26 protein-coding genes are annotated in these 23,732 nt (G+C 47.7%); all 26 read left to right on the top strand.

The features are described from left to right. Nucleotides 1–4 precede the first annotated feature (4 nt). The 26 genes from HPY27_RS07915 (at nt 5) to HPY27_RS07790 (ending at nt 23,715) form a co-directional block, all read left to right on the top strand. Nucleotides 5–970, top strand: coding sequence for a polyprenyl synthetase family protein (locus tag HPY27_RS07915; protein WP_174224741.1), 966 nt, complete (start codon nt 5–7; stop codon nt 968–970). Between the two features lie 104 nt (nt 971–1,074). Next, nucleotides 1,075–1,518: a nucleoside-diphosphate kinase gene (gene ndk / locus HPY27_RS07910; protein WP_007716560.1), complete on the top strand. Its 444-nt coding sequence runs from the start codon at nt 1,075–1,077 to the stop codon at nt 1,516–1,518. A gap of 128 nt (nt 1,519–1,646) precedes the next feature. Then, nucleotides 1,647–2,420, top strand: a complete 774-nt coding sequence (locus HPY27_RS07905) for a CheR family methyltransferase (protein WP_017248118.1) — start codon at nt 1,647–1,649, stop codon at nt 2,418–2,420. A gap of 76 nt (nt 2,421–2,496) precedes the next feature. Beyond that, complete coding sequence (locus HPY27_RS07900) at nt 2,497–2,655, top strand: hypothetical protein (protein ID WP_007716564.1); 159 nt, start codon at nt 2,497–2,499, stop codon at nt 2,653–2,655. 335 nt (nt 2,656–2,990) lie between these two features. Then, complete coding sequence (aroC, locus tag HPY27_RS07895; RefSeq protein ID WP_017248119.1) at nt 2,991–4,154, top strand: chorismate synthase; 1,164 nt, start codon at nt 2,991–2,993, stop codon at nt 4,152–4,154. Beyond that, nucleotides 4,154–5,254, top strand: a complete 1,101-nt coding sequence (gene aroB, locus HPY27_RS07890) for a 3-dehydroquinate synthase (protein WP_017248120.1) — start codon at nt 4,154–4,156, stop codon at nt 5,252–5,254. Before aroC ends, aroB begins: the two co-directional genes overlap by 1 nt. A 2-nt stretch (nt 5,255–5,256) precedes the next feature. Further along, complete coding sequence (gene aroH, locus HPY27_RS07885) at nt 5,257–5,634, top strand: chorismate mutase (protein ID WP_017248121.1); 378 nt, start codon at nt 5,257–5,259, stop codon at nt 5,632–5,634. Nucleotides 5,635–5,926: 292 nt separating this feature from the next. After that, nucleotides 5,927–7,441, top strand: coding sequence for an anthranilate synthase component I (gene trpE, locus HPY27_RS07880; protein WP_174224740.1), 1,515 nt, complete (start codon nt 5,927–5,929; stop codon nt 7,439–7,441). After that, nucleotides 7,435–8,460 (top strand): anthranilate phosphoribosyltransferase, encoded by a 1,026-nt coding sequence (gene trpD, locus HPY27_RS07875; RefSeq protein ID WP_017248123.1) that lies wholly within the window; start codon nt 7,435–7,437, stop codon nt 8,458–8,460. The genes trpE and trpD overlap by 7 nt, the downstream gene beginning before the upstream one ends. Beyond that, nucleotides 8,450–9,250, top strand: a complete 801-nt coding sequence (gene trpC, locus HPY27_RS07870; RefSeq protein WP_174224739.1) for an indole-3-glycerol phosphate synthase TrpC — start codon at nt 8,450–8,452, stop codon at nt 9,248–9,250. Before trpD ends, trpC begins: the two co-directional genes overlap by 11 nt. Next, complete coding sequence (locus HPY27_RS07865) at nt 9,247–9,915, top strand: phosphoribosylanthranilate isomerase (protein WP_017248125.1); 669 nt, start codon at nt 9,247–9,249, stop codon at nt 9,913–9,915. The genes trpC and HPY27_RS07865 overlap by 4 nt, the downstream gene beginning before the upstream one ends. After that, entirely contained in the window at nt 9,878–11,098 is a 1,221-nt protein-coding gene (gene trpB / locus HPY27_RS07860) for a tryptophan synthase subunit beta (protein WP_174224738.1), read from the top strand. Before HPY27_RS07865 ends, trpB begins: the two co-directional genes overlap by 38 nt. Before the next feature lie 2 nt (nt 11,099–11,100). Next, complete coding sequence (gene trpA, locus HPY27_RS07855) at nt 11,101–11,919, top strand: tryptophan synthase subunit alpha (protein WP_017248127.1); 819 nt, start codon at nt 11,101–11,103, stop codon at nt 11,917–11,919. A gap of 29 nt (nt 11,920–11,948) precedes the next feature. After that, nucleotides 11,949–13,043: a histidinol-phosphate transaminase gene (gene hisC, locus HPY27_RS07850; RefSeq protein ID WP_017248128.1), complete on the top strand. Its 1,095-nt coding sequence runs from the start codon at nt 11,949–11,951 to the stop codon at nt 13,041–13,043. A 69-nt stretch (nt 13,044–13,112) separates the two neighbouring features. After that, entirely contained in the window at nt 13,113–14,216 is a 1,104-nt protein-coding gene (locus HPY27_RS07845; protein ID WP_026043044.1) for a prephenate dehydrogenase, read from the top strand. A 91-nt stretch (nt 14,217–14,307) separates the two neighbouring features. Then, nucleotides 14,308–15,588, top strand: coding sequence for a 3-phosphoshikimate 1-carboxyvinyltransferase (gene aroA, locus HPY27_RS07840; protein WP_174224737.1), 1,281 nt, complete (start codon nt 14,308–14,310; stop codon nt 15,586–15,588). Nucleotides 15,589–15,910: 322 nt separating this feature from the next. Then, complete coding sequence (locus HPY27_RS07835; protein ID WP_174224736.1) at nt 15,911–17,032, top strand: amidohydrolase family protein; 1,122 nt, start codon at nt 15,911–15,913, stop codon at nt 17,030–17,032. A 146-nt stretch (nt 17,033–17,178) separates the two neighbouring features. After that, nucleotides 17,179–17,769 carry an RNA polymerase sigma factor gene (locus HPY27_RS07830; protein ID WP_007716581.1) on the top strand — a complete coding sequence of 197 codons (591 nt, stop codon included), beginning with the start codon at nt 17,179–17,181 and terminating at the stop codon, nt 17,767–17,769. After that, nucleotides 17,766–18,416, top strand: coding sequence for a zf-HC2 domain-containing protein (locus HPY27_RS07825; RefSeq protein ID WP_174224734.1), 651 nt, complete (start codon nt 17,766–17,768; stop codon nt 18,414–18,416). Before HPY27_RS07830 ends, HPY27_RS07825 begins: the two co-directional genes overlap by 4 nt. Before the next feature lie 128 nt (nt 18,417–18,544). Next, a complete protein-coding gene (locus HPY27_RS07820) occupies nt 18,545–19,492 on the top strand; it encodes a tetratricopeptide repeat protein (RefSeq protein WP_017248133.1) in 948 nt (315 codons plus the stop codon). A gap of 103 nt (nt 19,493–19,595) precedes the next feature. Further along, nucleotides 19,596–20,714 (top strand): hypothetical protein, encoded by a 1,119-nt coding sequence (locus HPY27_RS07815; RefSeq protein ID WP_174224733.1) that lies wholly within the window; start codon nt 19,596–19,598, stop codon nt 20,712–20,714. A 9-nt stretch (nt 20,715–20,723) separates the two neighbouring features. Continuing rightward, a complete protein-coding gene (locus tag HPY27_RS07810) occupies nt 20,724–20,939 on the top strand; it encodes an IDEAL domain-containing protein (RefSeq protein WP_007716588.1) in 216 nt (71 codons plus the stop codon). 89 nt (nt 20,940–21,028) lie between these two features. After that, a complete protein-coding gene (locus tag HPY27_RS07805) occupies nt 21,029–21,451 on the top strand; it encodes a DUF2487 family protein (protein ID WP_017248135.1) in 423 nt (140 codons plus the stop codon). A 252-nt stretch (nt 21,452–21,703) separates the two neighbouring features. Beyond that, nucleotides 21,704–22,222: a Rieske (2Fe-2S) protein gene (locus HPY27_RS07800; RefSeq protein WP_007716590.1), complete on the top strand. Its 519-nt coding sequence runs from the start codon at nt 21,704–21,706 to the stop codon at nt 22,220–22,222. Between the two features lies 1 nt (nt 22,223). Further along, complete coding sequence (gene qcrB, locus HPY27_RS07795) at nt 22,224–22,895, top strand: menaquinol-cytochrome c reductase cytochrome b subunit (protein WP_012686173.1); 672 nt, start codon at nt 22,224–22,226, stop codon at nt 22,893–22,895. A gap of 28 nt (nt 22,896–22,923) precedes the next feature. Beyond that, on the top strand, nt 22,924–23,715 hold the full coding sequence (locus tag HPY27_RS07790; protein WP_017248136.1) for a menaquinol-cytochrome c reductase cytochrome b/c subunit: 792 nt from the start codon (nt 22,924–22,926) through the stop codon (nt 23,713–23,715). The last annotated feature ends 17 nt before the right edge of the window (nt 23,716–23,732 follow it).

The following is a 23,732-nucleotide window of genomic DNA, read 5'->3' as shown; positions in this document are numbered from 1 at the left end:
ACGGATGAATCTAGTCGATATTTACTTCAAGATGAAAAAAGATGTCCAATACATAGAAGATGAACTGGAAAAAGCGATTGATACGCCGGTTCGAGAACTGTATCTATCTTCGACTCACTTACTCAAGGCAGGAGGAAAGCGGATTCGTCCCGTTTTTGTTTTGCTTGGCGGTAAGTGGGGCAATTACGATGTCAAGAAGCTAAAGCATGTGGCCGTTCCTCTTGAACTGATCCACATGGCTTCGCTTGTCCATGATGATGTGATTGATGATGCGGATAAGCGTCGCGGAAAAGATACCGTTCGGATGAAGTGGGATAACAAAGTAGCCATGTACGCAGGCGACTATATTTTTGCGCGGGCATTGGCCATTGCCTCCCAGCTCCCGATTCCGCAATTGCACCAAATTCTCTCGAATGCAATCGTCGAGGTTTGCAAGGGAGAGATCGAGCAAGTAAAGGATTTGAATAACTGGGACCAAAATTTCCGTACGTATTTGCGCAGAATCAAACGAAAAACGGCGCTTTTAATTGCGATTAGCTGTCAATTAGGAGCAGTGGCAAGCGGAGCGCCAGCTGACATGATTCGCAAAATGTACTGGTACGGCTACAATGTGGGGATGGCTTTTCAAATTACTGACGACATTTTGGACTTTACAGGGACTGAGAAGCAGTTAGGGAAGCCTGCTGGAAGCGACTTGGTGCATGGAAACATTACGTTGCCTGCGCTTTATTCTGCTCATCATGGAAAGGCACGTGCGCAATTCCAGGAATGGATCGCGCAAAATACGTTTTGGGATCATACGGATGAAGCAGTTCGTATGGTACGAGAAGATGAGGGCATTGCTTTTTCGCAGCGCCTCGCTGAACGTTACATCGCCCGTGCGCATGCCATTCTCGTAGATTTACCTAACAACCAAGCTAAGACATCTTTGACAGGTATCGCCAATTACATCATCGATCGCAAATTTTAATGATATTTTGACGGTCTTCCTGTTGCTTGACCACTCTAGTTTTGATAAAATTTACGTTGGTGTCTTATGCACCAATACATAGCTCTAATGGAGGCATACTTACAATGGAAAAAACATTCCTTATGGTAAAACCAGATGGCGTACAACGCAACCTGATCGGGGAAATCGTATCCCGTTTTGAGAAAAAAGGCTACCAACTCGTAGGTGCTAAGCTGATGACAGTAAGCCGCGAACTGGCTGAAGAACACTATGCAGAGCACAAAGAGCGCCCATTCTTCGGTGAACTGGTAGACTTCATCACTTCCGGACCAGTATTCGCTATGGTATGGCAAGGTAACAACGTAATCACAACTGCTCGCGCTATGATGGGCAAAACAAACCCAGTAGACGCTGCTTCCGGTACGATCCGTGGCGATTTCGCTACTTCCGTTGGCATGAACATCATCCACGGTTCTGACTCTCCTGAGAGCGCTGAGCGTGAAATCGGCCTGTGGTTCTCCGCTGAAGAAGTTCTCTCCTTCGAGAAAACAATCCAACGCTGGATCTAAGACTGATCGAGAAAACCCCATTTAGTGGGGTTTTCTTTTTTTTGTCAAAATCTTTGTCAAAACAGATAGGATAATGACGAAATATAGCGAATGAAATTAAGGAGTTTTCAAAGGGGGTACGATTCAGCATGGAAGATAAGGACTTTCTCCAATTTATTGCTAGTGTGAAGAAAATGACTGGAATTGATCTTGCCCTCTACAAGGAAGCACAGATGAAGCGCCGTCTAACCTCGTTGAGACAAAAGCGGGGGTACAACACATTTGCCCAGTATTTCGATGCCATCGCTAAAGACAAGGAGCTTTTCTATGAGTTCCTCGATAGGATGACCATCAACGTATCGGAATTTTTCCGCAATCCAGGCCGGTGGGAAGTTCTCGAGAATAAAATTTTGCCACGCTTGGCGAAGCAATCGCCGCGGGTGAAATGCTGGAGTGCTGCATGCTCGACAGGGGAGGAGCCGTACACACTCTCACTGATTTTGCTGAGCAAGAAGATGGATGCGACCGTGCTCGCTTCCGATATTGATGAGGGAGCACTGGCAAAAGCAAAGCAAGGGGTATACACGGATCGCTCCCTGCAAGATTGTCCGAAAGATCTCGTAACGAAGTATTTTGAAAAAGATACACTCAGCTATCGCATAACGGACGAAGTGAAGAGAAAAGTGACGTTCAAAAAACATAATTTATTGGCGGACTCATTTGATTCTCAATTTGATTTGATTATTTGCCGGAACGTGATGATTTACTTTACCGAAGAAGCAAAGCATGAGCTGTATCATAAGTTTAGCCGGGCACTGAAACCTGGTGGGGTACTCTTTGTAGGCAGCACGGAACAAATTTTTCAGCCGCAACAATACCAACTGGAGACAGAGGATACGTTCTTCTATCGAAAAATGGGTTGATTCATGTTGGCCTTGGTATATCTCTGCTGTTTTTTCCCAAGACTAGGAATACCTACTTTGCAAGAGGAGGCAGCAGATGGATAAACACAAGGTCATCGAAGCATACCGTCGAGGGCTGATCACGCTGCAGGAATGTGGTCAGATATTAGGGGCGGAGAGGACACAACTAGATGATTTGATACGCGTAGATCACACTCGCAAACCGCTGAGCCCCAATCCTTTTTTCAACGTGTAGGAATATATAAACGCTTCGTTTATATATCCCGGAACGCATGGAAACTTTCCTCTAAAACGCGGTCGCTCCTCCGTGAGCTATCAACAATAGAGGTTTCCTTAACGTGTAGGTATGTCAATCCTGATTTATTCGCGATAGCGTAACGAGAGCGCTTCTCCTTATACGGAGGGGCGTTTTCCTGTAAAAAGAAAAGGTTTTTCGCAGACGTTTGCCACTTTTGTATTTCCACGGCGTACTAGGTATGATATTATAGCGCTTAAAAGTGATAAAGGACAGCATCCCGAAAAGAGTCATTTTGGGATACAGGCTGCCTGGAGGATGGAGGAAGGATAGAGATGCGTTACTTGACAGCAGGGGAATCCCACGGGCCGCAATTAACAGCTATCATTGAGGGCGTACCGAGCAACTTGCCGATTTCCATTGAGGAAATTAATGAGCAGTTGGCACGTCGTCAGAAAGGCCATGGCCGCGGCAGAAGAATGCAGATTGAAAAGGATCAGGTGAAAATTCTTTCTGGTGTCCGTCATGGATATACAACCGGAGCTCCTATCACACTGGTCGTTGAAAATAATGATTGGACGCATTGGCAAGGAATCATGAGTGCTGAACCTGTAGAGGAAGGCACTGAAGAAAAGCGTCGTGTTTCCCGTCCACGCCCTGGACATGCTGATTTAAACGGGGCTATTAAGTATCATCAACGAGATATGCGCAATATTCTGGAACGTTCCAGCGCTCGTGAGACCACTGTCCGCGTAGCTGTTGGTGCAGTAGCTCGCCAATTGCTGGCTCCATTTGGTATCCGTATTGGCGGACAGGTACTCCAGATCAATGAGATCGTGGCGAAGCGACAAGAAGTAAGTCTGGACGAGCTGATTGCGCGCACAGAAGAATCGCCAGTACGCTGCTTGGATAAAGAAGCAGAGCCACTGATGATGGCGGCGATTGATAAAGCAAAAGAAGACGGGGATTCCCTCGGTGGTACCGTAGAAGTTATCGTTGAAGGCGTGCCGATTGGTTTGGGTAGCCATGTGCAATGGGACCGAAAGCTGGATGGACGTCTTGCACAAGCGATCATGAGCATTCAGGCTTTCAAAGGTGTCGAAATCGGTATCGGATTCGAGGCATCTGGTCTGAAAGGCTCGCAAGTTCATGACGAGATTATTTGGAACGAAGAAACCGGCTACAGCCGTAAAACAAACCGTGCAGGTGGACTCGAAGGCGGAATGACGACAGGAATGCCTGTAGTTGTTCGTGGTGTCATGAAACCGATCCCTACCTTGTACAAACCGTTGATGAGTGTGGATATTGACTCGAGAGAGCCATTCTCAGCGAGCATTGAGCGTTCCGACAGTTGTGCTGTTCCAGCGGCAAGTGTGGTTGCGGAGGCAGTGGTAGCGTGGGAGATCGCGAGTGCAATGTGCGAAAAATTCCCTTCTGATTCTCTTGACGACATGGCAGAAAACGTACGTCAATACCGTGCGTACACGGAGAAATTCTAATGAGTGTAGAGAAGCTGACTGTTGAACTGGGGGAGCGTTCCTACGAGATTGTGATAGGCGACGGTCTTTTGCACGATGCAGCAGCGTTGCTAGTAGAGGCAGGAATTGCTTCTACTAGCAAGCTGATGATTGTCACAGATGAGAATGTAGCGGTTCATTACCTAGAGCCTTTGCTTGAAGTTTTGCGACAGCATGGATATACGGCCCACTCAGCTGTCATCGCTGCTGGAGAACAATCGAAGAGCCTGGCTGTCTACGAACGATTGATGACAGAGGCAATTGATGCAGGACTGGACAGGAAGTCTGCTGTATTGGCTCTCGGTGGTGGAGTCGTCGGAGACTTGGCTGGATTTGTGGCTGCTACGTACATGCGCGGCATTGATTTCGTTCAAATGCCGACCACCTTGCTCGCACATGATAGTTCGGTTGGTGGAAAAGTAGCGATCAATCATCCACTCGGAAAAAATCTCATTGGTGCTTTTCATCAGCCGAAAGTTGTCATTTACGACACGAAAGCATTGCATAGCTTACCGAAGCGGGAGATCGCAGCAGGTTTTGCAGAAGTTGTTAAGCATGGTCTTATCGCCGACGCTGCCTTTGTCGATTGGCTGGAAGACAACGCGGATAGGTTATGGCAGCTCGATTCAGAATTATTAGGGAAAGCCATTGAAAAAGGTTGCGCAGTCAAAGCGGCTATTGTTTCGCAAGACGAGACAGAGCAAGGGCAGCGTGCATTGCTTAATTTGGGTCATACGTTTGGGCATGCATTTGAAGCGCTGTCTGCTTACTCCACGCTGAATCATGGGGAAGCTATCTCAATTGGGATGTGTTTGGCAGCCAAGGTAGCGGAACGCATTGGTTTTGCCGAGACAGGTGTATACAATCGCACGAAACGGATGCTGGAATTGTTCCACTTGCCAACGGCGTGGCCGGGTAATCTCTCGCCAGAAGCTGTGCTGGAAGCCATGAAACGGGACAAAAAGACGGTAGGCGGAAAACTGGCATTGGTGTTGCCTAGGGCAATCGGGCAGGTTGAAGTCGTCAAAAATATAGAAGAAGAACTCATACTGGGAGTCATGAGAGAAGAAGTGGAGGGATAAGGATGGGAATGAGAGGAATCAGAGGCGCAGTCACGGTGGAAGCCGATACGCGCGAAGAGATTGTCTCCTCTACAAAATGGTTGTTGGAAGAAATGGTAAGCCGCAATGAAGTAAACCCCGAAGACATTGGTAGTATTATTATCACGACGACAGAGGACCTCTGTGCGACCTTCCCTGCTCAAGCGGCTCGCCTGCTTGAAGGAGAAGCTTGGCAATATGTGCCACTCATGTGCGCAAGAGAAATTCCAGTGCCGGGTGGCTTGCCGCTTTGTATTCGTATTATGATGCATGTGAATACAGACAAGACAGCAAAAGACATGCATCACGTCTTTTTGCGTGATGCAGTCAAGTTGCGCCCGGATTTGACAAATCGCGGTTGACAATTAGGGCGCTCTCTTTTACCATAAGTGAAACGAGAGCGCCTCGTTTTTCCGGTAATAAGCAAAAGCCGGCTGAGAGCAGAGAATGAGTTGAGCAGAGTTGAGATGAGTTAGGTTGAGGAGAGAAGAGAAGGCTGGGTACATATTGACACCCAATCCAGGTCTCTTTGTCTGGGTTTTTTTGTATACAAAAAATTCCCCCCCCCCCTACCTCTCGCTCTAGGAAGCGGGTGTAGAAAAGGCGGATGTCTGATTCCCTTTTCTCTCCCACTAATTGAGGAGATGAGAGTTCATGTATTTCCCTTCCCTTGCCGAGGTTAAGACCCTCTCGGCGTCGTATTCCCTTATCCCTGTAAGCATGAAACTGTTGGCGGATCAGGAGACACCGATTCGCTTGTATCAGAAGATTCGCACGAGTGATTCCTTTTTGCTGGAGAGCGTAGAAGGTGGTGCGCGCTGGGCTCGTTTTTCGTTCATTGGCATGAATCCTTTTCAAATCGTAGAAGCAAAAGGGGAAGAAATCACCATTTCCTATCGTACTGGTGAAAAGCTTGTCCAGACAGGAAATCCCGTCTCCTTTTTGCGTGAAGAAACCGATCGCTACAAAAGCCCAAAGCTACCCGGGTTACCTCGTCTCAGTGGAGGTGCCGTAGGCTTTTTCGGCTACAATACGCTGCGCTACTTCGAAAATTTGCCAGCACATTGCAAGGAAGCTGTACGAGTGCCGGATATGCGCTTTCTTTTCGTTGATGAGATGATCGCCTTTGATCATTTGAAGCAGGAAATTCAATTGATTGTGAACCTCCATGTGGAGCCAGGCGACACTGCGGATACTATTGGCGAAAAATACAAGCAAGTCTGCGAACGAATTGAGGAGCTCGCTGCAAAAGTTATGGCTCCGCTTGAAATGGATCAACGCATTCAAGTAGCAGCGGATACACCAACGCCATTAACAGTAGAGCCAAATATGACGCGTGAGCAATACGAGCAACTTGTCGTGCAGGCGAAAGAATACATCGCAGCCGGCGACATTTTTCAAGTCGTGTTGTCGCAACGTTTTTCCGTAAAGACAGATGTCGATCCTTTTGCGGTGTATCGATTGTTGCGCACGTTGAATCCTTCCCCGTATATGTACTATCTCGAATACGAGGGCGAGACCGTGGTCGGGACATCACCAGAACTGCTCGTGCGTGTAGAAGATGAAAAAGTAGAGATGCGACCGATTGCCGGAACGCGGAAAAGAGGGGCAACCCCACAAGAAGATGCTGCGCTGGCGGCTGATCTTTTGGCAGATAAAAAGGAGAGAGCCGAGCACTACATGCTGCTGGATCTAGGGCGCAACGATGTAGGAAAGGTCTCTGCGTACGGAAGTGTGAAGGTGGAGGAAGCACTGATTATTGAAAACTACTCCCATGTGATGCATATGGTTTCGCATGTGACAGGCAAGCTTCGTGAGGGACTGCACGCTTTCGATGCATTGCTAAGCGCTTTTCCGGCAGGGACGGTATCTGGTTCTCCCAAGCTAAGGGCGATGGAAATTATTGCAGAGCTCGAGCCTGACGCACGCCATCTGTATGCGGGAGCAATCGGCTACATTTCATTTGATGGTTCACTTGATAGCTGTATCACGATTCGAACGTTGTTCTTTCAGGATGGGTACGCACATGTACAAGCAGGAGCAGGCATCGTAGCGGACTCGGTCCCTGCGAGTGAATATCAAGAGACGGTGAACAAAGCAGCAGCGATGCTCTCTGCGTTAGAAAAAGCGGAACAGATGTTTGTCAGAAAGGTGGAGTTGTCATGCTAACATACGCGCTGGAACAAATTCTGCTTGGAAAGCACTTAACACGGACGGTTGCAGAAGAGGCCATGGGCGAGATTATGGACGGAAAGGCAACTCCGGCTCAAATTGGTGCATTTTTAGCGAGTCTTCGCTTGAAAGGCGAGCAAGTGGAAGAGATTATCGGTTTTGCCAAAGCCATGAGAGCGCGGGCGATGAGTTTTCCGATCGATCTGCCAGATCTGGTAGACACCTGCGGAACAGGCGGAGACGGAAGTCACACCTTTAACATTTCGACGGCGAGTGCCATTGTCGCAGCAGCTGACGGTGTACGTATCGCCAAGCACGGGAATCGTGCAGTTTCCAGCAAAAGTGGCAGTGCTGATGTATTGGAAGCGTTGGGAGTGCCCGTCAATTTATCTCCAAAGGACGCCGCAGATTGCCTGCGTGCGACCAATCTCTGCTTCCTTTTCGCTCCTCTGTACCACCAAGCAATGAAGCATGCAGCTGGACCGCGAAAAGAATTGGCGATTCGCACAGTGTTTAATTTATTGGGACCATTGACGAATCCAGCAGGTGCCAGCCATCAGCTTATGGGCGTGTATGATGCCAAGCTGCTTCCAAATGTAGCCGCAGTCTTACACGAGCTGGATGTGAACAGAGCGCTCGTTGTCGCAGGTTCGGATGGTCTAGATGAATTGACGGTAACGGGAACGAGTCATATTGCCGAGTTGCGCGATGGGCGTATTTTGACGTATGAAATCGAGCCTGAGCAGTTCGGTCTTCGTAGACATGAAAGGGATGCTTTGCGCGGCGGTGATGCCAATGAGAATGCCAAGATCATTCACGACGTGTTTTCCGGTGCACGTGGGGCAGCACGCGACATCGTTTTGCTAAATGCGGGCGCGATCCTCTACCTCGCAGATCGTGTTAGCTCGATTGAAACAGGGGTTATACGTGCAGCGGAATTGATCGACAGCGGACTAGTCACGCGAAAGCTTGAGCACGTTCGTCACATCGCAGGAGGTATGATTCATGCTTCGTAAAATCGTAGAAAAGAAACATGAAGAGATCGCACGTCTTCAAGCAGAAACAACCGTTTCAGCATTGCTCGCAGCAACGAAAGAAGTACAACGTCCACGCGGATTTCGTCACGCATTGGAGACAAGTGTACGGCCTGTAAGCGTGATTGCCGAAGTAAAAAAAGCATCGCCATCCAAAGGGTTAATCCGACCTGATTTCCAAGCAGTGACCATTGCGAAGGCTTATCAGGCCGCTCACGCAGAATGTTTGTCTGTTTTGACAGACGAGACCTTTTTCCAAGGGAGCTTGAGCTATCTACGGCAAATTCACGAGGCAATTGATCGTCCATTACTTAGAAAAGACTTTCTACTTGATGAAATTCAAGTCGTGGAAGCAAGAGCAGCAGGCGCTGATTGTGTGTTGCTCATTGCAGCCATTCTCGATCGGGAAACACTTCGCCACCTGAACCAAACTGCCGAGGAGCTGGGCATGGATGTACTGGTGGAGGTTCATGACAAACGCGAGTGCGAGCTTGTTTTTCAAGTAATGGAACCTAAATTGCTCGGGATCAACAATCGAAACTTAAATACGTTTCAAACTGACCTAGCCGTTACGCATGAGCTGATTGCAGAACTGCCTACGTCATTGACGATTGTGAGCGAAAGTGGGATTTCGACACCAGCGGATATTGAGAATGTAAGAAGTGCAGGTGCCCGGGCTGTCTTAGTTGGAGAGCATTTCATGCGCCAAACAGACGTAGAGCGCGCAGTCATTGATCTCGTGGGAGAAGCAGCACCGGGGGTGAGTGTATGACTCGTTTGAAAATATGCGGGATTAAGCGAGCGGAAACACTTGCGCTGTTAAAAGAGCTGGAAGTCGATTACGTAGGCCTTGTTTTTGCCCCAAGTAAGCGACAAGTAGATGCCCAGACTGCTGGACAATTGCTTGCAGCCGTTTCGGGCCATCCTCCTGCTGTTGGTGTGTTCGTAAATCCGACGATGGAAGAACTGGAGGAAGTGCTAAGTGAGGCACCATTATCTGTGATTCAATTGCATGGACAGGAGACGCCACAATTTTGCCAGCAAGTTCGGGAGCGGTTTGCAATTCCGGTATGGAAGGCGTTGGCAGTGGGCGGAGAAGCGGATGCTGCTCAAGCAATTGAATCCTATCGAGGCATTGTCAGTGCCTTTTTGTTTGATACGTATGACCCTAGTCAAGCAGGAGGTACAGGGAAAAAGTTTTCGTGGGAGCAAATCCCTGCATTGCAAGCAGCATGCGAGGAAGCTGACTGCATCATTGCTGGAGGAATTCATGCGGAGAATGTCGGAGAATTAATGGGGCAGTATCAAGCAGGGATAGTCGATGTGTCCAGTGGAGTAGAGACAGATGGCGAAAAAGACGCCGAAAAAATAAAAACATTGGTGGAGAGGGTGAAGGCGCATGAACAACATTCAAACAACTACGCGAGTCGTGCCTGACGAAAACGGACGATTTGGTGCCTTCGGAGGCAAGTTTATTCCGGAAACCTTGATGAATGCGGTGACAGAACTCGAGATCGCTTTTGAAGAAGCACGTCGAGACCCGGCATTTGTTCAAGAATTGAATGGACTGCTCAGCGAGTATGCTGGACGCCCAACTCCGCTCACCTATGCAGAGCGTTTGACGAAAACGGTCGGCGGTGCCCAAATCTATTTGAAACGAGAAGATCTTAACCATACGGGTGCACATAAATTGAACAATGCTTTGGGCCAAGCCTTGCTAGCCAAGCGCATGGGCAAAAAATCAATTATTGCCGAAACGGGCGCTGGTCAGCACGGAGTGGCAAGTGCAACTGTGGCAGCAAAGCTCGGACTCTCGTGCAAGGTGTTCATGGGGGAAGAAGATATTCGTCGCCAGTCGTTGAATGTTTTTCGGATGAAGCTACTTGGTGCCGAAGTCATTCCTGCTGTATCTGGCTCACGTACACTTAAGGATGCGACAAACGAAGCGATTCGCCATTGGGTTTCCCATGTCGAAGAAACGTTTTATGTCATCGGATCTGTCGTTGGCCCACATCCATATCCGTACATCGTACGCGAATTCCAAAAAATTATCGGAGAAGAGACTCGCGGTCAAGTCCTGCAAATGCTCAAAAGGCTTCCAGACGAGATCGTTGCTTGCGTTGGTGGCGGCAGCAATGCGATTGGCATGTTTTATCCGTTCATTCAGGATGAGTCTGTCGCGCTTAGAGGGGTAGAAGCGGCAGGAAAAGGAATCGATACTGAAAAACATGCAGCAACACTAACACTTGGACGCCCGGGAGTCATCCACGGTTCCTTAACCTACTTGTTGCAGGATGAATGCGGACAGGTGCAAGAAGCGCATTCGATTTCGGCCGGCTTGGATTATCCAGGAGTAGGACCTGAGCACGCCTATCTCAAAGACAGTGGAAGAGTGACCTATACATCGGTAACAGATGCGGAAGCGCTCGAGGCAGTACAAGTGCTTTGTCAAACGGAAGGGATCATTCCAGCTTTGGAGAGCGCACATGCGATTGCTGAAGCGATAAAACGTGCGAAAGAAATGACTTCAGACCAAATACTCGTGATCTGCTTGTCTGGTCGAGGGGACAAAGACGTACTAACTATTCAAGAAGCGCTGACAGCAAGAGGGGGAGAGTAATCATGACGACAGCTCTTAACAGAATCGATCAATTATTCGCGGATCGTGATCGCAAACGATTCATCCCATTTCTAACGGTAGGCGATCCTTCAATAGAAGCAACCTTTCATCTCGTAAAAGCGATGGTCGAAGCAGGAGCAGATCTCATCGAGCTCGGCGTCCCTTACTCCGATCCTTTGGCAGATGGCCCAACGATACAACGGGCTTCAGAACGCGCGCTGAAAAATGGCGTGACGATCGGGGATGCTTTGCACTTGGTCAAAAGGCTTCGCGAATCAGGTATGGAGGCTTCCATCGTCCTGTTCACCTACTTCAATCCGGTTTTACAATATGGCATCGAGCGCTTTTTTGCCGATCTCGCTGCCTATGGTGCTGACGGTGTTGTCATTCCTGATTTGCCGATTGAGGAAAACGGTCCAGTAGTAACCGCAGCACAACAGAATGGCATTCATGTCATTTCGCTGGTGGCACCAACTTCTAGTTCCAGAATCAATACGATTGGAGCGCAAGCAACTGGATTTCTTTATTGTGTATCGTCGCTCGGTGTGACGGGTGCCCGTGTCGACCTGCGAGAGGATTTGGCAGATTTTCTGGAACGAGTAAAGGCTAGTACATCGGTTCCTACTGCGGTAGGCTTCGGAATATCCACGCCGGATCAGGTACGAGCAGTAGCACCCCATACAAATGGTGTCATTGTGGGAAGTGCCATTGTACAGCTGATCGAGGAACATGCTGAGCAGCTGAAAGATCCAAAACAGATGCCAGAAGCAGTAGAAAAAATAAAAACCTTTGTACATCAGTTAGCCAGTGCGCTACAATAGTGGGAAAAATGTGACTGGAGTGAACGTGGATGCAACCGAAACAACGCATACTCAATGCCCCGGTATATCAACCTGGCAAGCCCATTGATGACGTTAAACGTGAATTTGGTTTGACCGAAGTCATCAAGCTGGCGTCCAACGAAAATCCTTTTGGTTCCTCACCGAAGGCTAAAGCCGCCATTGCGGAACAGTTGGACAATTTGGCCCTATATCCAGACGGTGCAAGCCTTAATCTACGCTGGGATCTTGCTGACTTCCTCGGAGTCAAACCAGGTCAATTGTTTTTCGGCAACGGGTCTGATGAAATTCTGTTGATGATCTCTCGTGCTTTTTTGGGCGAAGGAACAAATGCAGTCATGGCGACGCAAACGTTCTCGCAATATCGCTCAAATGGGATTATTGAAGGAGCAGACTTGATTGAGGTGCCGTTGAAAGATGGCGTTCACGATCTCGAAGCGATGGCGGCTGCCATCAACGAACAGACGAAGGTCGTATGGGTGTGTAACCCGAACAATCCATCTGGGACGATTGTAACAACATCCGAGTTGGAAGCTTTTCTGAAAAAGGTTCCCCAAAATGTGCTGGTCGTATTGGATGAGGCTTACTACGAGTATGTGGTGGATCCAGAGTATCCACAAACAGTACCGATGCTCGCTGAGTATCCGAACCTGATTATTTTGCGTACGTTCTCCAAAATCTACGGTCTGGCTGCCCTTCGTATCGGCTACGGGGTCGCGTCAGAGGAGCTCATTTCCTCTTTGGAACATGTGCGTGAGCCGTTTAATACAGGCACACTTGGCCAAGTAGCAGCACGTGCTGCGTTAAAAGACCAGGAATTTGTGCAAACATGCCGCGATCGTAACCGTGAAGGCATGAAGCAGTTTACCGATTCCTTTGACGAGTGGGGAATTTCCTACTATCCATCTCAGACCAACTTTATCTTGGTTGATTTGAAAAGGGATTCCGATGAAGTATTTAAGAAGCTGCTCTCTCAAGGCATCATCGTTCGCTCTGGTAATGCGCTAGGCTTCCCAGGTTTTCAACGTATTACCATCGGGACCAAAGAGCAAAATGATAAGATTCTTTCTGTATTAAAAGAAATCGTGACTGGAGCATTGAAATAAAGAACGAAGATGCCGGGCATGCCTCGGCATCTTTGTCTAAGAGAGATGTAGGAAGGATAGAGAGTGGAGATGAAAAGAACCACCATTACTGTAATCGGCGTCGGGTTGATCGGCGGCTCAATCGCGCTGTCTATGCGACGTGATCCAAATATTCGGGTAGTCGGCTACGATTTACGTCAGGATTGTTTGGATAAAGCACTGACTCTTGGTGTCATTCATGCTGGCACAACTGATTTGCAGACTGCAGTTCGAGAAGCAAATGTCATTTTCCTCGCATCACCTGTAGAGCAAATCGTTGCGACCATTCGCTCGTTAGTGGAAATGGATCTGCAGCCTGGTGTGATCATTACGGATGTTGGCAGTACAAAAGCAGGTATTGTGAGACAAGCGGTGGATGTCATTCCCGATCATGTCACGTTTATTGGTGGACATCCGATGGCTGGCTCGCATAAATCCGGCGTGGAAGCTGCTTCTGACCGTCTTATGGAAAACGCCTATTATGTTTTGACACCAGCGCCGGGAACACCTGAAGAAAAAGTAAAGCAATTGTCTGAACTACTTACACTGACTCGCGCAAAAGTCGTGCAAATGGACGCGGATTCACATGATCAGGTCGTGGGTGCAGTCAGCCATTTCCCGCATATTCTCGCTTCTGCTCTGGTCAATCTGGTGGCAGGGTACGACGAGGAAAATGCTTGGCATGCTACGCTTGCTGCTGGTGGCTTCCGTGATATTACGCGCATTGCATCGAGCAACCCTCAGATGTGGCGTGACATTTTGCTGCAAAACCGTGATCCGATCCTGAAAATCGCAAAAGATTGGGCAAACGCATTGGAAGATGTCGTTCACCTTGTAGAACAGGGAGATCCAGAAGGAATCGAGCATTTCTTCAAAACGGCACGAGAATTCCGCGACAGCTTGCCTGAGCGCAAAACGGGTGCATTGCCTCCTTTGAACGATTTGTATATCGATATCCCTGACAACCCGGGTGAAATCGGACGAATTACGACACTATTGGGAGCAAGAGAAATCAACATCACGAATCTCCAAATCAGAGAGACACGAGAAGACATTTATGGGGTGCTACGCATTACGTTCCATTCGCAACAAGAGTTGGAAAAGGGAGAGGAAGTTCTTCGCTTTTTCGATTACAATGTATACAAGCGCACATAAGTTTTTTTATGCAAACACACTTTACAACGAAGACGCTTCACAGTGCGACTGGTGTTCTGGGAGAGCGTGAGAGAGAAAAGGAGTGGAAGAAATGCTTCGCGTACAACAAGCCAAACAAATCAAAGGTACCGTTCGCGTGCCAGGAGATAAATCCATTTCCCATCGTGCAGTTATGTTTGGAGCTCTAGCAGAAGGAACCACAACCATTGAAGGCTTTTTGCCGGGTGCCGATTGCTTGAGCACGATTAGCTGCTTTCGTCGGATGGGGATTGAGATTGAACAACAAGGAGATGCCGTAACCGTACAAGGAAAAGGCTGGTATGGCTTGAAGGAACCGTCTCAACATTTGGATGTAGGGAACTCCGGTACGACCATTCGTTTAATGGCCGGGATCATGGCAACACAGCCTTTCCATGTGGTGATGGAAGGCGATGAGTCCATTGCCAAAAGACCAATGCGTCGTGTGATCGGACCGCTCCGTCAAATGGGCGCCAAAATCGATGGAAGAAAAGACGGCGAATACACACCGTTATCCATTCGAGGTGGGGAGCTTCAAGGGTTCGCGTATCAATCCCCAGTTGCGAGTGCACAAGTGAAGTCAGCGATTATGTTGGCAGGGTTGCAGGCAAAAGGCGTGACGAGTGTAACAGAGCCGCATTTATCCCGCGATCATACGGAGCGTATGCTGCAAGCATTTGGTGTACAAGTTGTGCGTGATGGCTTGACCGTTTCAGTAGAAGGCGGACAAGAGCTGAAGGGCCGTGCCATTTCTGTTCCCGGTGACATTTCTTCCGCTGCCTTTTTAATTGCGGCTGTAATGGTTGTACCAGGCAGCTCTCTTCTCATTGAAAATGTCGGAATTAACCCAAGCCGCACGGGCATTATTGATGTTGTCAAGGCGATGGGGGGAAGTCTGGAGCTTTTGAATGAGCGAGTCGTAAATGAAGAGCCGGTTGCAGACCTCCTCGTGACACATTCGGAGCTGCACGGTATTGAAATTGCTGGAGATATCATTCCACGCCTGATTGACGAAATTCCGGTGATTGCGGTCATGGCAACGCAGGCCAAAGGTCAAACCGTTATCCGTGATGCGGAAGAGCTGAAAGTAAAGGAGACAGACCGTATTGCCACGGTGGTTAGTCAACTGTCCAAATTCGGCGCTAGGGTGACAGCTACAGATGACGGAATGATCATCGAAGGAAAAACAGGATTGACAGGGGCTGTCATAGATAGCATGGGGGATCACCGAATCGGCATGGCGATGGCGATTGCGGGTCTCGTTGCCGAGGGAGAGACGACCATCGAAAATGATGATGCGATTGATGTATCGTTCCCTGGCTTCCATGACTTGCTTGTGAAAATCAGCCAATAAGAAAAAATGAAAGAGAAGTCTGTGCCTTTATAAGGTAGCAGGCTTCTTTTTTTGGGGGAGGACAAAGCGTTCCGAATTTTAGCAAAAATGATTTGACAAGCGCTTACATTCCGTTTATTATAAAACTACAGTATGGTTTCTCTCCACTCCTATCCAATATAAGAAAGCACGTGTGTGCTACCGTCGTTTGAATGCGCTTACATCAACGGCGGTCTTTTTTTGTTTAAAAAGCGGTTTGATCCTCATTAGTACTTTTTCCCCTTTCTGTGCATATGCTCGTACAAGGGTAGTATGTGCATGAGAAACGGGAGGGGGACGAGCTATGCTGGAGCAAGGGACGGTCATACGTGGGGGAACGATTGTCACAGCACTAGGAATGAAAGAAGTAGATATTTGGATTCGACATGGGAAAATTGTACGAATGGCTAAAGATACCTTGACGAAAAACCCCTTCAACGATTCATATGAAGAAATAGATGCTACCGGTATGTATCTTTTGCCCGGTTTCGTCGCACTCCCGACACATTCGTTGTATAAAATCAAAGATGTAGATGTTTATATAGAAGCCATGCGAAATCTCATCAGCTCGGGATGTACAAGCCTGGTGGACGTCTTCCAGCCAGAGCGTTGGATGAGCAGACCGCAAATTCACTATCAACAAACCCAGCACTTCAACAGTTTGTTGGATTATGTTTGGCATGTGGAAATCGATGTCGCTGATCTTCACGGTGACCGCTTAGCGGAGTGGATGAACCATGGCTATTCTTCGTTTCATGTCACGATTCGAAATCCAGAAGAAATTTCCACAATAAAATGGGAAACGCTTTTGCAACTTCATACGTCTAAACATACGATCCTGCACATGCAGGTACAGAATGATCCGTTTTTGAAAAAAGAACAACGGGAACTCATTAGACAGATTTGGATGGAGGCTACTCGTTATTGGCGATTACGCACAGTCATCACTGATTCTCAAGCGGCCTTTCATTTTGAAGAAAATGATCCGTTCCTGCATATCTTTCGTTTACCTGCTGAAGTGACGGATCAAGGTCTTCGTCAATTACATCGTCAATGGTTTGGGAGTTGGCAAGTAGCATCTCCGATTCACGATGTACGGATTGATACACGAAAGAACTGGTGTACGCCTGAAGAATTGCTTTGCTTGCTAGTCAGGCTCACTTCGACAAATGTCGCAAAAGCAATTGGACTGTATCCGCGAAAAGGAAGCTTGACAACTGGCGCAGACGCTGATATCGTTTTCCTGAAAAAGGAAAACTGGTTGACAAAGAATGATCTTTCCACTATTCTCAATTTTAGTGAAATGCATCTTCCAACATCTGTTATGTCGAACGGTAAATGGATATATCGAAATATGCGATTTATCCCTTTGATTGGTATGGGTAAGTGTTTATTCGACACGAAGCCCTACGCTTATGTCATATAACCCCGGTTGGGGGTTTTTTCGTGAATGGTTTCCAGCAGACACACGAGAAAAAGAATCGTAAGGTCGCGCAACTTTTTACATCCCCAGCAGTCTAATTATGCAAAAGGCCGCTGAGGGATCGGAATCGCAAGGAGGTAATCCTGATCATGACCGATTCCCAGCTTATCCGAGAGATTAAAGAAGGTAATCTGGAATGCTATGCTGAACTGATTCGTCGATATGAAAAAAAGATCCTCTCATTTGTCACTCATCTTTTGCGTCAGGCACATTTAGAGCATATAGCGGAGGATATATGTCAGGAGACGTTTTACAAGGCGTATAAGAGCATTCATTCTTTCCGAGATGTAGAAGCTACATTCTCCACCTGGCTCTATACGATTGCACGCAACTCCGTACTCAGTGAATTGCGCAAGAGTCGCAATTCTGATGTGTATCTGGATGATACGTTGCAAGTGCCTATGGCATCTCCCAAGACACTGCCTGAGCAAGTTTTGCTCCGGAATGAACGGGAGAGCATGGTAAGACTGGCAATCAACAGTCTACCAGAGAAGCAACGCTCAGCACTGATATTACGCGAGTACGAACAAATGGATTACACAGAAATCGCTACGATTCTGGATTTAACAGTTAGCTCTGTGAAGTCTCTACTGTTTCGAGCGCGGCAAAGTATTCGTGGACAGTTGGAAAACTACATCCTGGACCCTCATTTGGATGAAGCTGAAGGGATGAATCGATGATGAGATGTGAAGAAGTTCAGGAAATGCTGCCTGAATACGCCGAAAATCTGTTGCCTGAGGTGACCCAACGTCGGGTTGATCACCATATGGCAGCATGCTATGCCTGTCGTTCCGACTATGAGATTTGGTCGGACAGTGGTGAGTGGATGGAAATGGATAAAGAAGAATATCATTCTGTAACTCCATCACGTTCCATTGTAGACGCGGTGATGGCCCGTATTTTATCGGAAGAGCAGTGGGCGATCCCGATCGGCAGAAAAATTTTCAGCGTGACAGCGAGAATGCGACGCATGGGTGCGAGTGTAGCGGTTTTGTTGCTCATGGTCTTTTCATTCACTTTATATGTGAATACAAGTACCACGGAGCATGCGAATTCTCTCATTATTAACGGAGAAGTCATGGAGATTAACACGCCAAAGGCGCAAGTCATTTCTTCTTCCATGCAAACAGACGACGGTACATACGTGGTAGAAGCACAGCCGTATACGTCGCAAGGTGATTCACTGGAACATGCTACTGCATCGATCGTACCGCTCGATGGAAAGCCGACTTCTACTGATTTAGCCAAGCCGAATTACAGCATTGTGCTTAGTATTTTTGGAATCCTTATTACTGTTCTTACAATGAGCTGGCTAACGCGAGCATAATGGTATATGATCAAGAGTAAAAGAAAAGACCGTCTTCGGACGGTCTTTTGTGGCTATTTTATTAGAGTGGTTGTTCAGCAAGCGCGTAGAGCAACAAGGCCACGCAAAATACATATGAGGTGAAAGAAATGCCGAAAAAGTGGCTGTATGTCATAGACGAAGCGATCAAGCGGATTGAAAACGATGAAGTGGAGTTGGGCTTGACCGCTCTGCAAAAGGTTCAGGAGCATGGAAAGGATTTGCCGGATGTCATGATGTATTTGGCGGAGGTCTGGTATCGACTCGGTCATTTGGAAGAGGCGAGTCAATTGCTGACAGATGTCATGGGCAAAAATCCGCAAATGGATTCCTCTTTGCGCAGAGAATGCCAGCTGCTGCTAGCAGAGATTGCTTTGGATTCCAGTGATTTTGAGACGGCGCAACATCTTCTCTATGAATGCAAAGAATCTGGCTTTGAAAGCATCCAGTTGGACTTGTTGCTAGCGGATCTGTATTCCCTCCAAGATTTAGATGAAGTAGCGGTCAAATATTTGGAGCAAGCAAGACTGAAGGAGCCAGATAACCAAGATATTATGGCAGCGCTGGGTAACTTGTATTTCCGCATTGGAGATGACGAGAAAGCAATGAAGCTCCTGGAACAAGCTGGGGATGAAAGTCTGTCCATGCTTTTGACAAAGGGGCGCTCGTACGCTCAAAGCGGTCAATTCGAACAGGCTTACCAAGTATTCCGTCAGGCGCTGGTCATGGATCGTTCGCCAGAAGTACTCTACGGATGTGCACTGATGGCATTCCACGTAGGACGACTGGATGAAGCAGCCGAATTGGTCAGCAGTTTGCAAGCGGTTGACGAGGAGTATGTGGCTGCGTACCCATTAGCTGCAGATGTGAATCTTTCGATGGGGAAAACAGAAGCAGCTATTGAGGCCCTAAAGCAATATGTATCGTTGTCAGGGTTCGATTTGGATCAAATCCGCAGGCTGATCGCTCTTTTGACTCAAGCCGGGCGCTATGAGGAAGCGAAAGAATACCAACAGCTTCACGACCAATGGGACCATGAATCCGAAGAGGAGCAATAAAAAATCGACAAACAGGAAGTCACTTCGGTGGCTTCCTGTTTATTTTTCCGCATTTTGGCAAGAATGAGAGACAAGTAAGCCATCGTAAAGAAGGGATGCACAGATGAACTTGGCTGAGATCTTGGTGTACACCGATATCCGGCAGCTCCATCAGATTGCCAACCATTACGGATGCGAATGCAACCCTCATTCCAAAAACGAATTGATTACGTCACTGTTGTCTAGCTTGAGGCACAAGTTGACAATCTCTCAAGCAGTTGAGCAGCTGAGCAGTGCAGAAACCCATTTTTTGCTCCAATTGTTCCTGGACAAGCGTACGGTCATGTCGCTTGAGGATTTGTTGGCGAAAGCTGGGGTGGCACTGGAGTGTGAAAAGGAAAAAAAGCAGGAGGAAGGACGGAAGTTTGTCGCAGCAGCAATGAAGCGAGGATGGATTTTTCCGGCGAAAAGTAAAACCATAGGGCAGTATCAAATTCCGCTGGACATCCGTGAGCCGTACTTGCAAGCGTGGCTGACAAAATGGCGTGATTTAAACGCATTGCTTCATCCCGGTCCGCAAGCTTATAGGGATGAGGGAACAGCACTCTGTGATGATATCATGCAATTTTTACAATTTCTCCAGCAGGAGCCAGTACCGCTAACCGCAGAAGGTGGCATGTACAAGCGTCATCAGCAGCAGCTTTTTCAATTTTTGTACGTAAAAGAAGAGCCGCTTTTGCCGCAAAAATGGCGTTTTGGGTACGGGCTGCATTTTGATTTATACCCTGACCGTTTTTCTTTGCTCTACGATTTCTGCTACTATCACCGATGGATTGTAGAAGTGGACGGCAAGGTAGCAGTAACGGAAGCGGGTAGGGAGCGACTGGAGCAACCGTATAACGATCAATTGTACCATGATGTCATTCGCTTCTGGATGAGGCTGTACAAGCGGGCTGTCCCGAACTTGCCGATGCTGGTTCAGCTCATTCCGTTGATCGCGTCGGGTGGATGGGTAAGTCAGCAATCGCTGATGGACACGCTACTCCATTGGATGAAAGAGTTTTACTACGATTCGCCTACAGATATCTTGGTGAATCGGGTATGCAAAATGATGGTCCATCTAGGATTGTTGCGCGTCGGACAAGACGAACAGGGGCAGTGGTTATACACCGCAACGTATGCGAGCCAGACTTGGCTTCGAAAATACAATGGTTTTACCGAAACGACTATTTTATTGAAGTGAGGGATGGGTATGGAGTGGCCGAATTTCTATTCCAACGCGTACGGAACGAACAATCAAATGGTTTCCGGTTTGCTATCTGAAATGGTGATCGATGAGCAAATGCGTCAATATCGCAAGCGCACGCTAATCCAGGAGATTGATGAGGCTCTTGCATCGAAGAACAAAGAATTGTTTTTGCGCTTAACAGACGAATTAAAAGAAATCATGGCTTACGAGCAAGCCTAAATACATAATCGTATGCGTTATTGCGAGTCTCCAACCATTCATGGTACGCTTGTTTCCAGAAATGAACAAGGAAATGAGGAGACAGCTCTATGCAGTGGAACTTGAACGATTTTGAAAACTGGGAGGAGTTGCGGTCCTTTGTGGATACCGCGCTGCTCCCTCTTTATTTGTACAACTCGGACAGAAAAGTAGAAGAGCATGTTGTACGCATGAACTACTTATTAAATGTAGCGGCGGGGATTGAGCAGCGACTGAAGGGACGCGTATTGCTATTTCCGTTAAGCTATCAAATAGGAGAAGAGCAGCTGGAACAACGAACACCGGCGGAATTCCCCTATAAAGTACTGCTTCATTTTCGGGGAGAACAGATTCAATTAAAGGAACGAACGGAAGAAGGCGTGTTGACTTTATTGGTAGGGGATGAAGACCTGGAATCTTCTTTGCGTTTCGAAGTGACCGTGGATGTGCTATACAAAGAGGTCATCAAGTTGTGGCAAACCGGGCGAGGATAATCGTTTTGACTAAAAAAAGAGACGCAATAGAGAAAGCGTTTTCCGGTAATACTACAGAAAATTGGGTGGGGCAAGGTCATAAATTTGACAATCTGGCAACAATATCCTGTCACACATCGTTTGGGTAAAGACATGTCCACTGGACATTCTTGACATCTTTATAGGCGTTAGCTATGATTGGGATTGACCTAGTGTATATGTATGAAAATGCCATCGTAGCGCTATTTTACAGGATAAGGAGGGAAAAAAGATATGGGAGACAAACGCGAAATTTCCAGGCGTACATTTTTGAACTACGCCCTGATGGGAACTGGCGGATTCCTTGCTGCGGGAATGATCACCCCAATGATTCGCTTTGCGGTAGACCCCCTTCTGCAAGGACATGCAGGTGGAGATAAAGTAGCTGTCGGCAGTCCGGATGAGTTTAGTGCCGTGCCAAAACGCGTAGAATTCAAGGTCCATACCAAGGACGGTTGGTATGAATCAGAATCTACACTTACTGCATGGGTTACCAAGAACGACAAGGGTGAGATTCTTGCTCTGTCCCCGATCTGTAAGCACTTAGGGTGTACGGTTGACTGGGGAACTGGCCCAGGACAACCAAATGAGTACTTCTGTCCTTGCCACATGGGTCGTTATTCGATCAATGGCGAGCACATTTTGGGAACGCCACCGACGGCCTCTCTGGATGAGTATGAGACAGAAGTCAAAGATGGAAAATTGTATTTAGGTAAAGTAAAAGCAAATCCTCGTCCGGGGGTGAACGGCTAACATGATGCAAAAAATGTATGATTGGGTCGATGAGCGCTTAAACATCACTCCGATGTGGCGTGACTTGGCTGACCACGAAGTACCTGAGCACGTGAACCCGGCACATCATTTTTCAGCTTTTGTTTACTGCTTTGGTGGACTTACGTTCTTTATTACCGTTATTCAAATCTTGTCTGGTATGTTCTTGACGATGTACTATGTACCAGACGTTATCAATGCTTACGAATCCGTTAAGTACCTGCAGAACGAAGTAGCGTTCGGGGTAATCGTACGCGGTATGCATCACTGGGGCGCGAGCTTGGTAATCGTGATGATGTTCCTACATACTTTGCGTGTATTCTTTACAGGTGCATACAAAAAGCCTCGTGAATTGAACTGGGTAGTCGGCGTACTGATTTTCTTCGTTATGCTGGGCCTCGGTTTCACAGGTTACCTGTTGCCTTGGGATAACACCGCATACTTTGCGACCAAAGTAGGTGTGCAGATCGCAGACTCGGTACCATTTATCGGTCCGTATGTGAAAACATTGCTCACAGGTGGAGACATTCTAGGTGCGCAAACGCTTACTCGCTTCTTCGCGATTCACGTGTTCTTCCTGCCAGGCGCACTGCTTGGACTGTTGGGAGCTCACTTTGTTATGATCCGTTCGCAAGGTATCTCGGGTCCACTATAATCGGTCTTCGAAAAAAGGAGGAAATAGCATGGCAAAACAAGATAAAGATGCTACCTTCGTCGGAGATTCCCGAGTATCGGCGAAGCGTATCCCAAACATTTCTCCATCCTACTCCGACTTTCCAGGTAAAAACGAGCCGTTTTGGCCAAACTTCCTGTTGAAAGAGTGGATGGTGGCAGCCGTTTGCTTAGTTGGCTTCCTCGTGTTGACGGTTTCACATCCGTCGCCGTTGACAGACAAAGCAAACCCGAATGATACTTCATTCATTCCGTTGCCAGACTGGTACTTCTTGTTCCTGTATCAATTGCTGAAATATCCATGGGCTGCAGGGGATTGGGTCGTTCTTGGAATCGTTGTTATTCCAGGTATCGCATTTGGTGCACTGATGCTGGCACCTTGGCTGGATACCAGCAAAGAGCGTCGTCCTAGCAAACGTCCAGTTGCTACAGGCTTGATGCTGACGGCACTCGTTGGTATTTTCTACCTGACTTGGGCGGCAAACCATGAATATCATCTGGCTCACCCTGATAAAGGTAAAGGAACTGGTGGTAAACAGGGATCAAGTGCAACTGCACCTGCTCCAGCTGACACCAGCTTTAAAGCAGATGCGCTTTGGAAAGCGCAAACAAGCTGTATGGGATGCCATGGTAAAAACATGGAGGGTGGCATGGGTCCAAACCTCCAAAAAATCGGTGCAACTTTGGATGCAGCCAAGATTACTGATGTCATCAAGAACGGTAAAGGCGCAATGCCAGGCGGTATGATCAAAGATGATGCAGAAATCGCAAAGCTAGCTGAATACATGGCTGGCTTGAAATAAGCTAATAGGGGAAAAGC

This window comes from Brevibacillus sp. HB1.1 (genome assembly GCF_013332445.1).
GTDB lineage: Bacteria > Bacillota > Bacilli > Brevibacillales > Brevibacillaceae > Brevibacillus > Brevibacillus porteri.
Note: the sequence above shows the minus strand (reverse complement) of the source record. Positions and strands in the feature narration are given on the sequence as shown.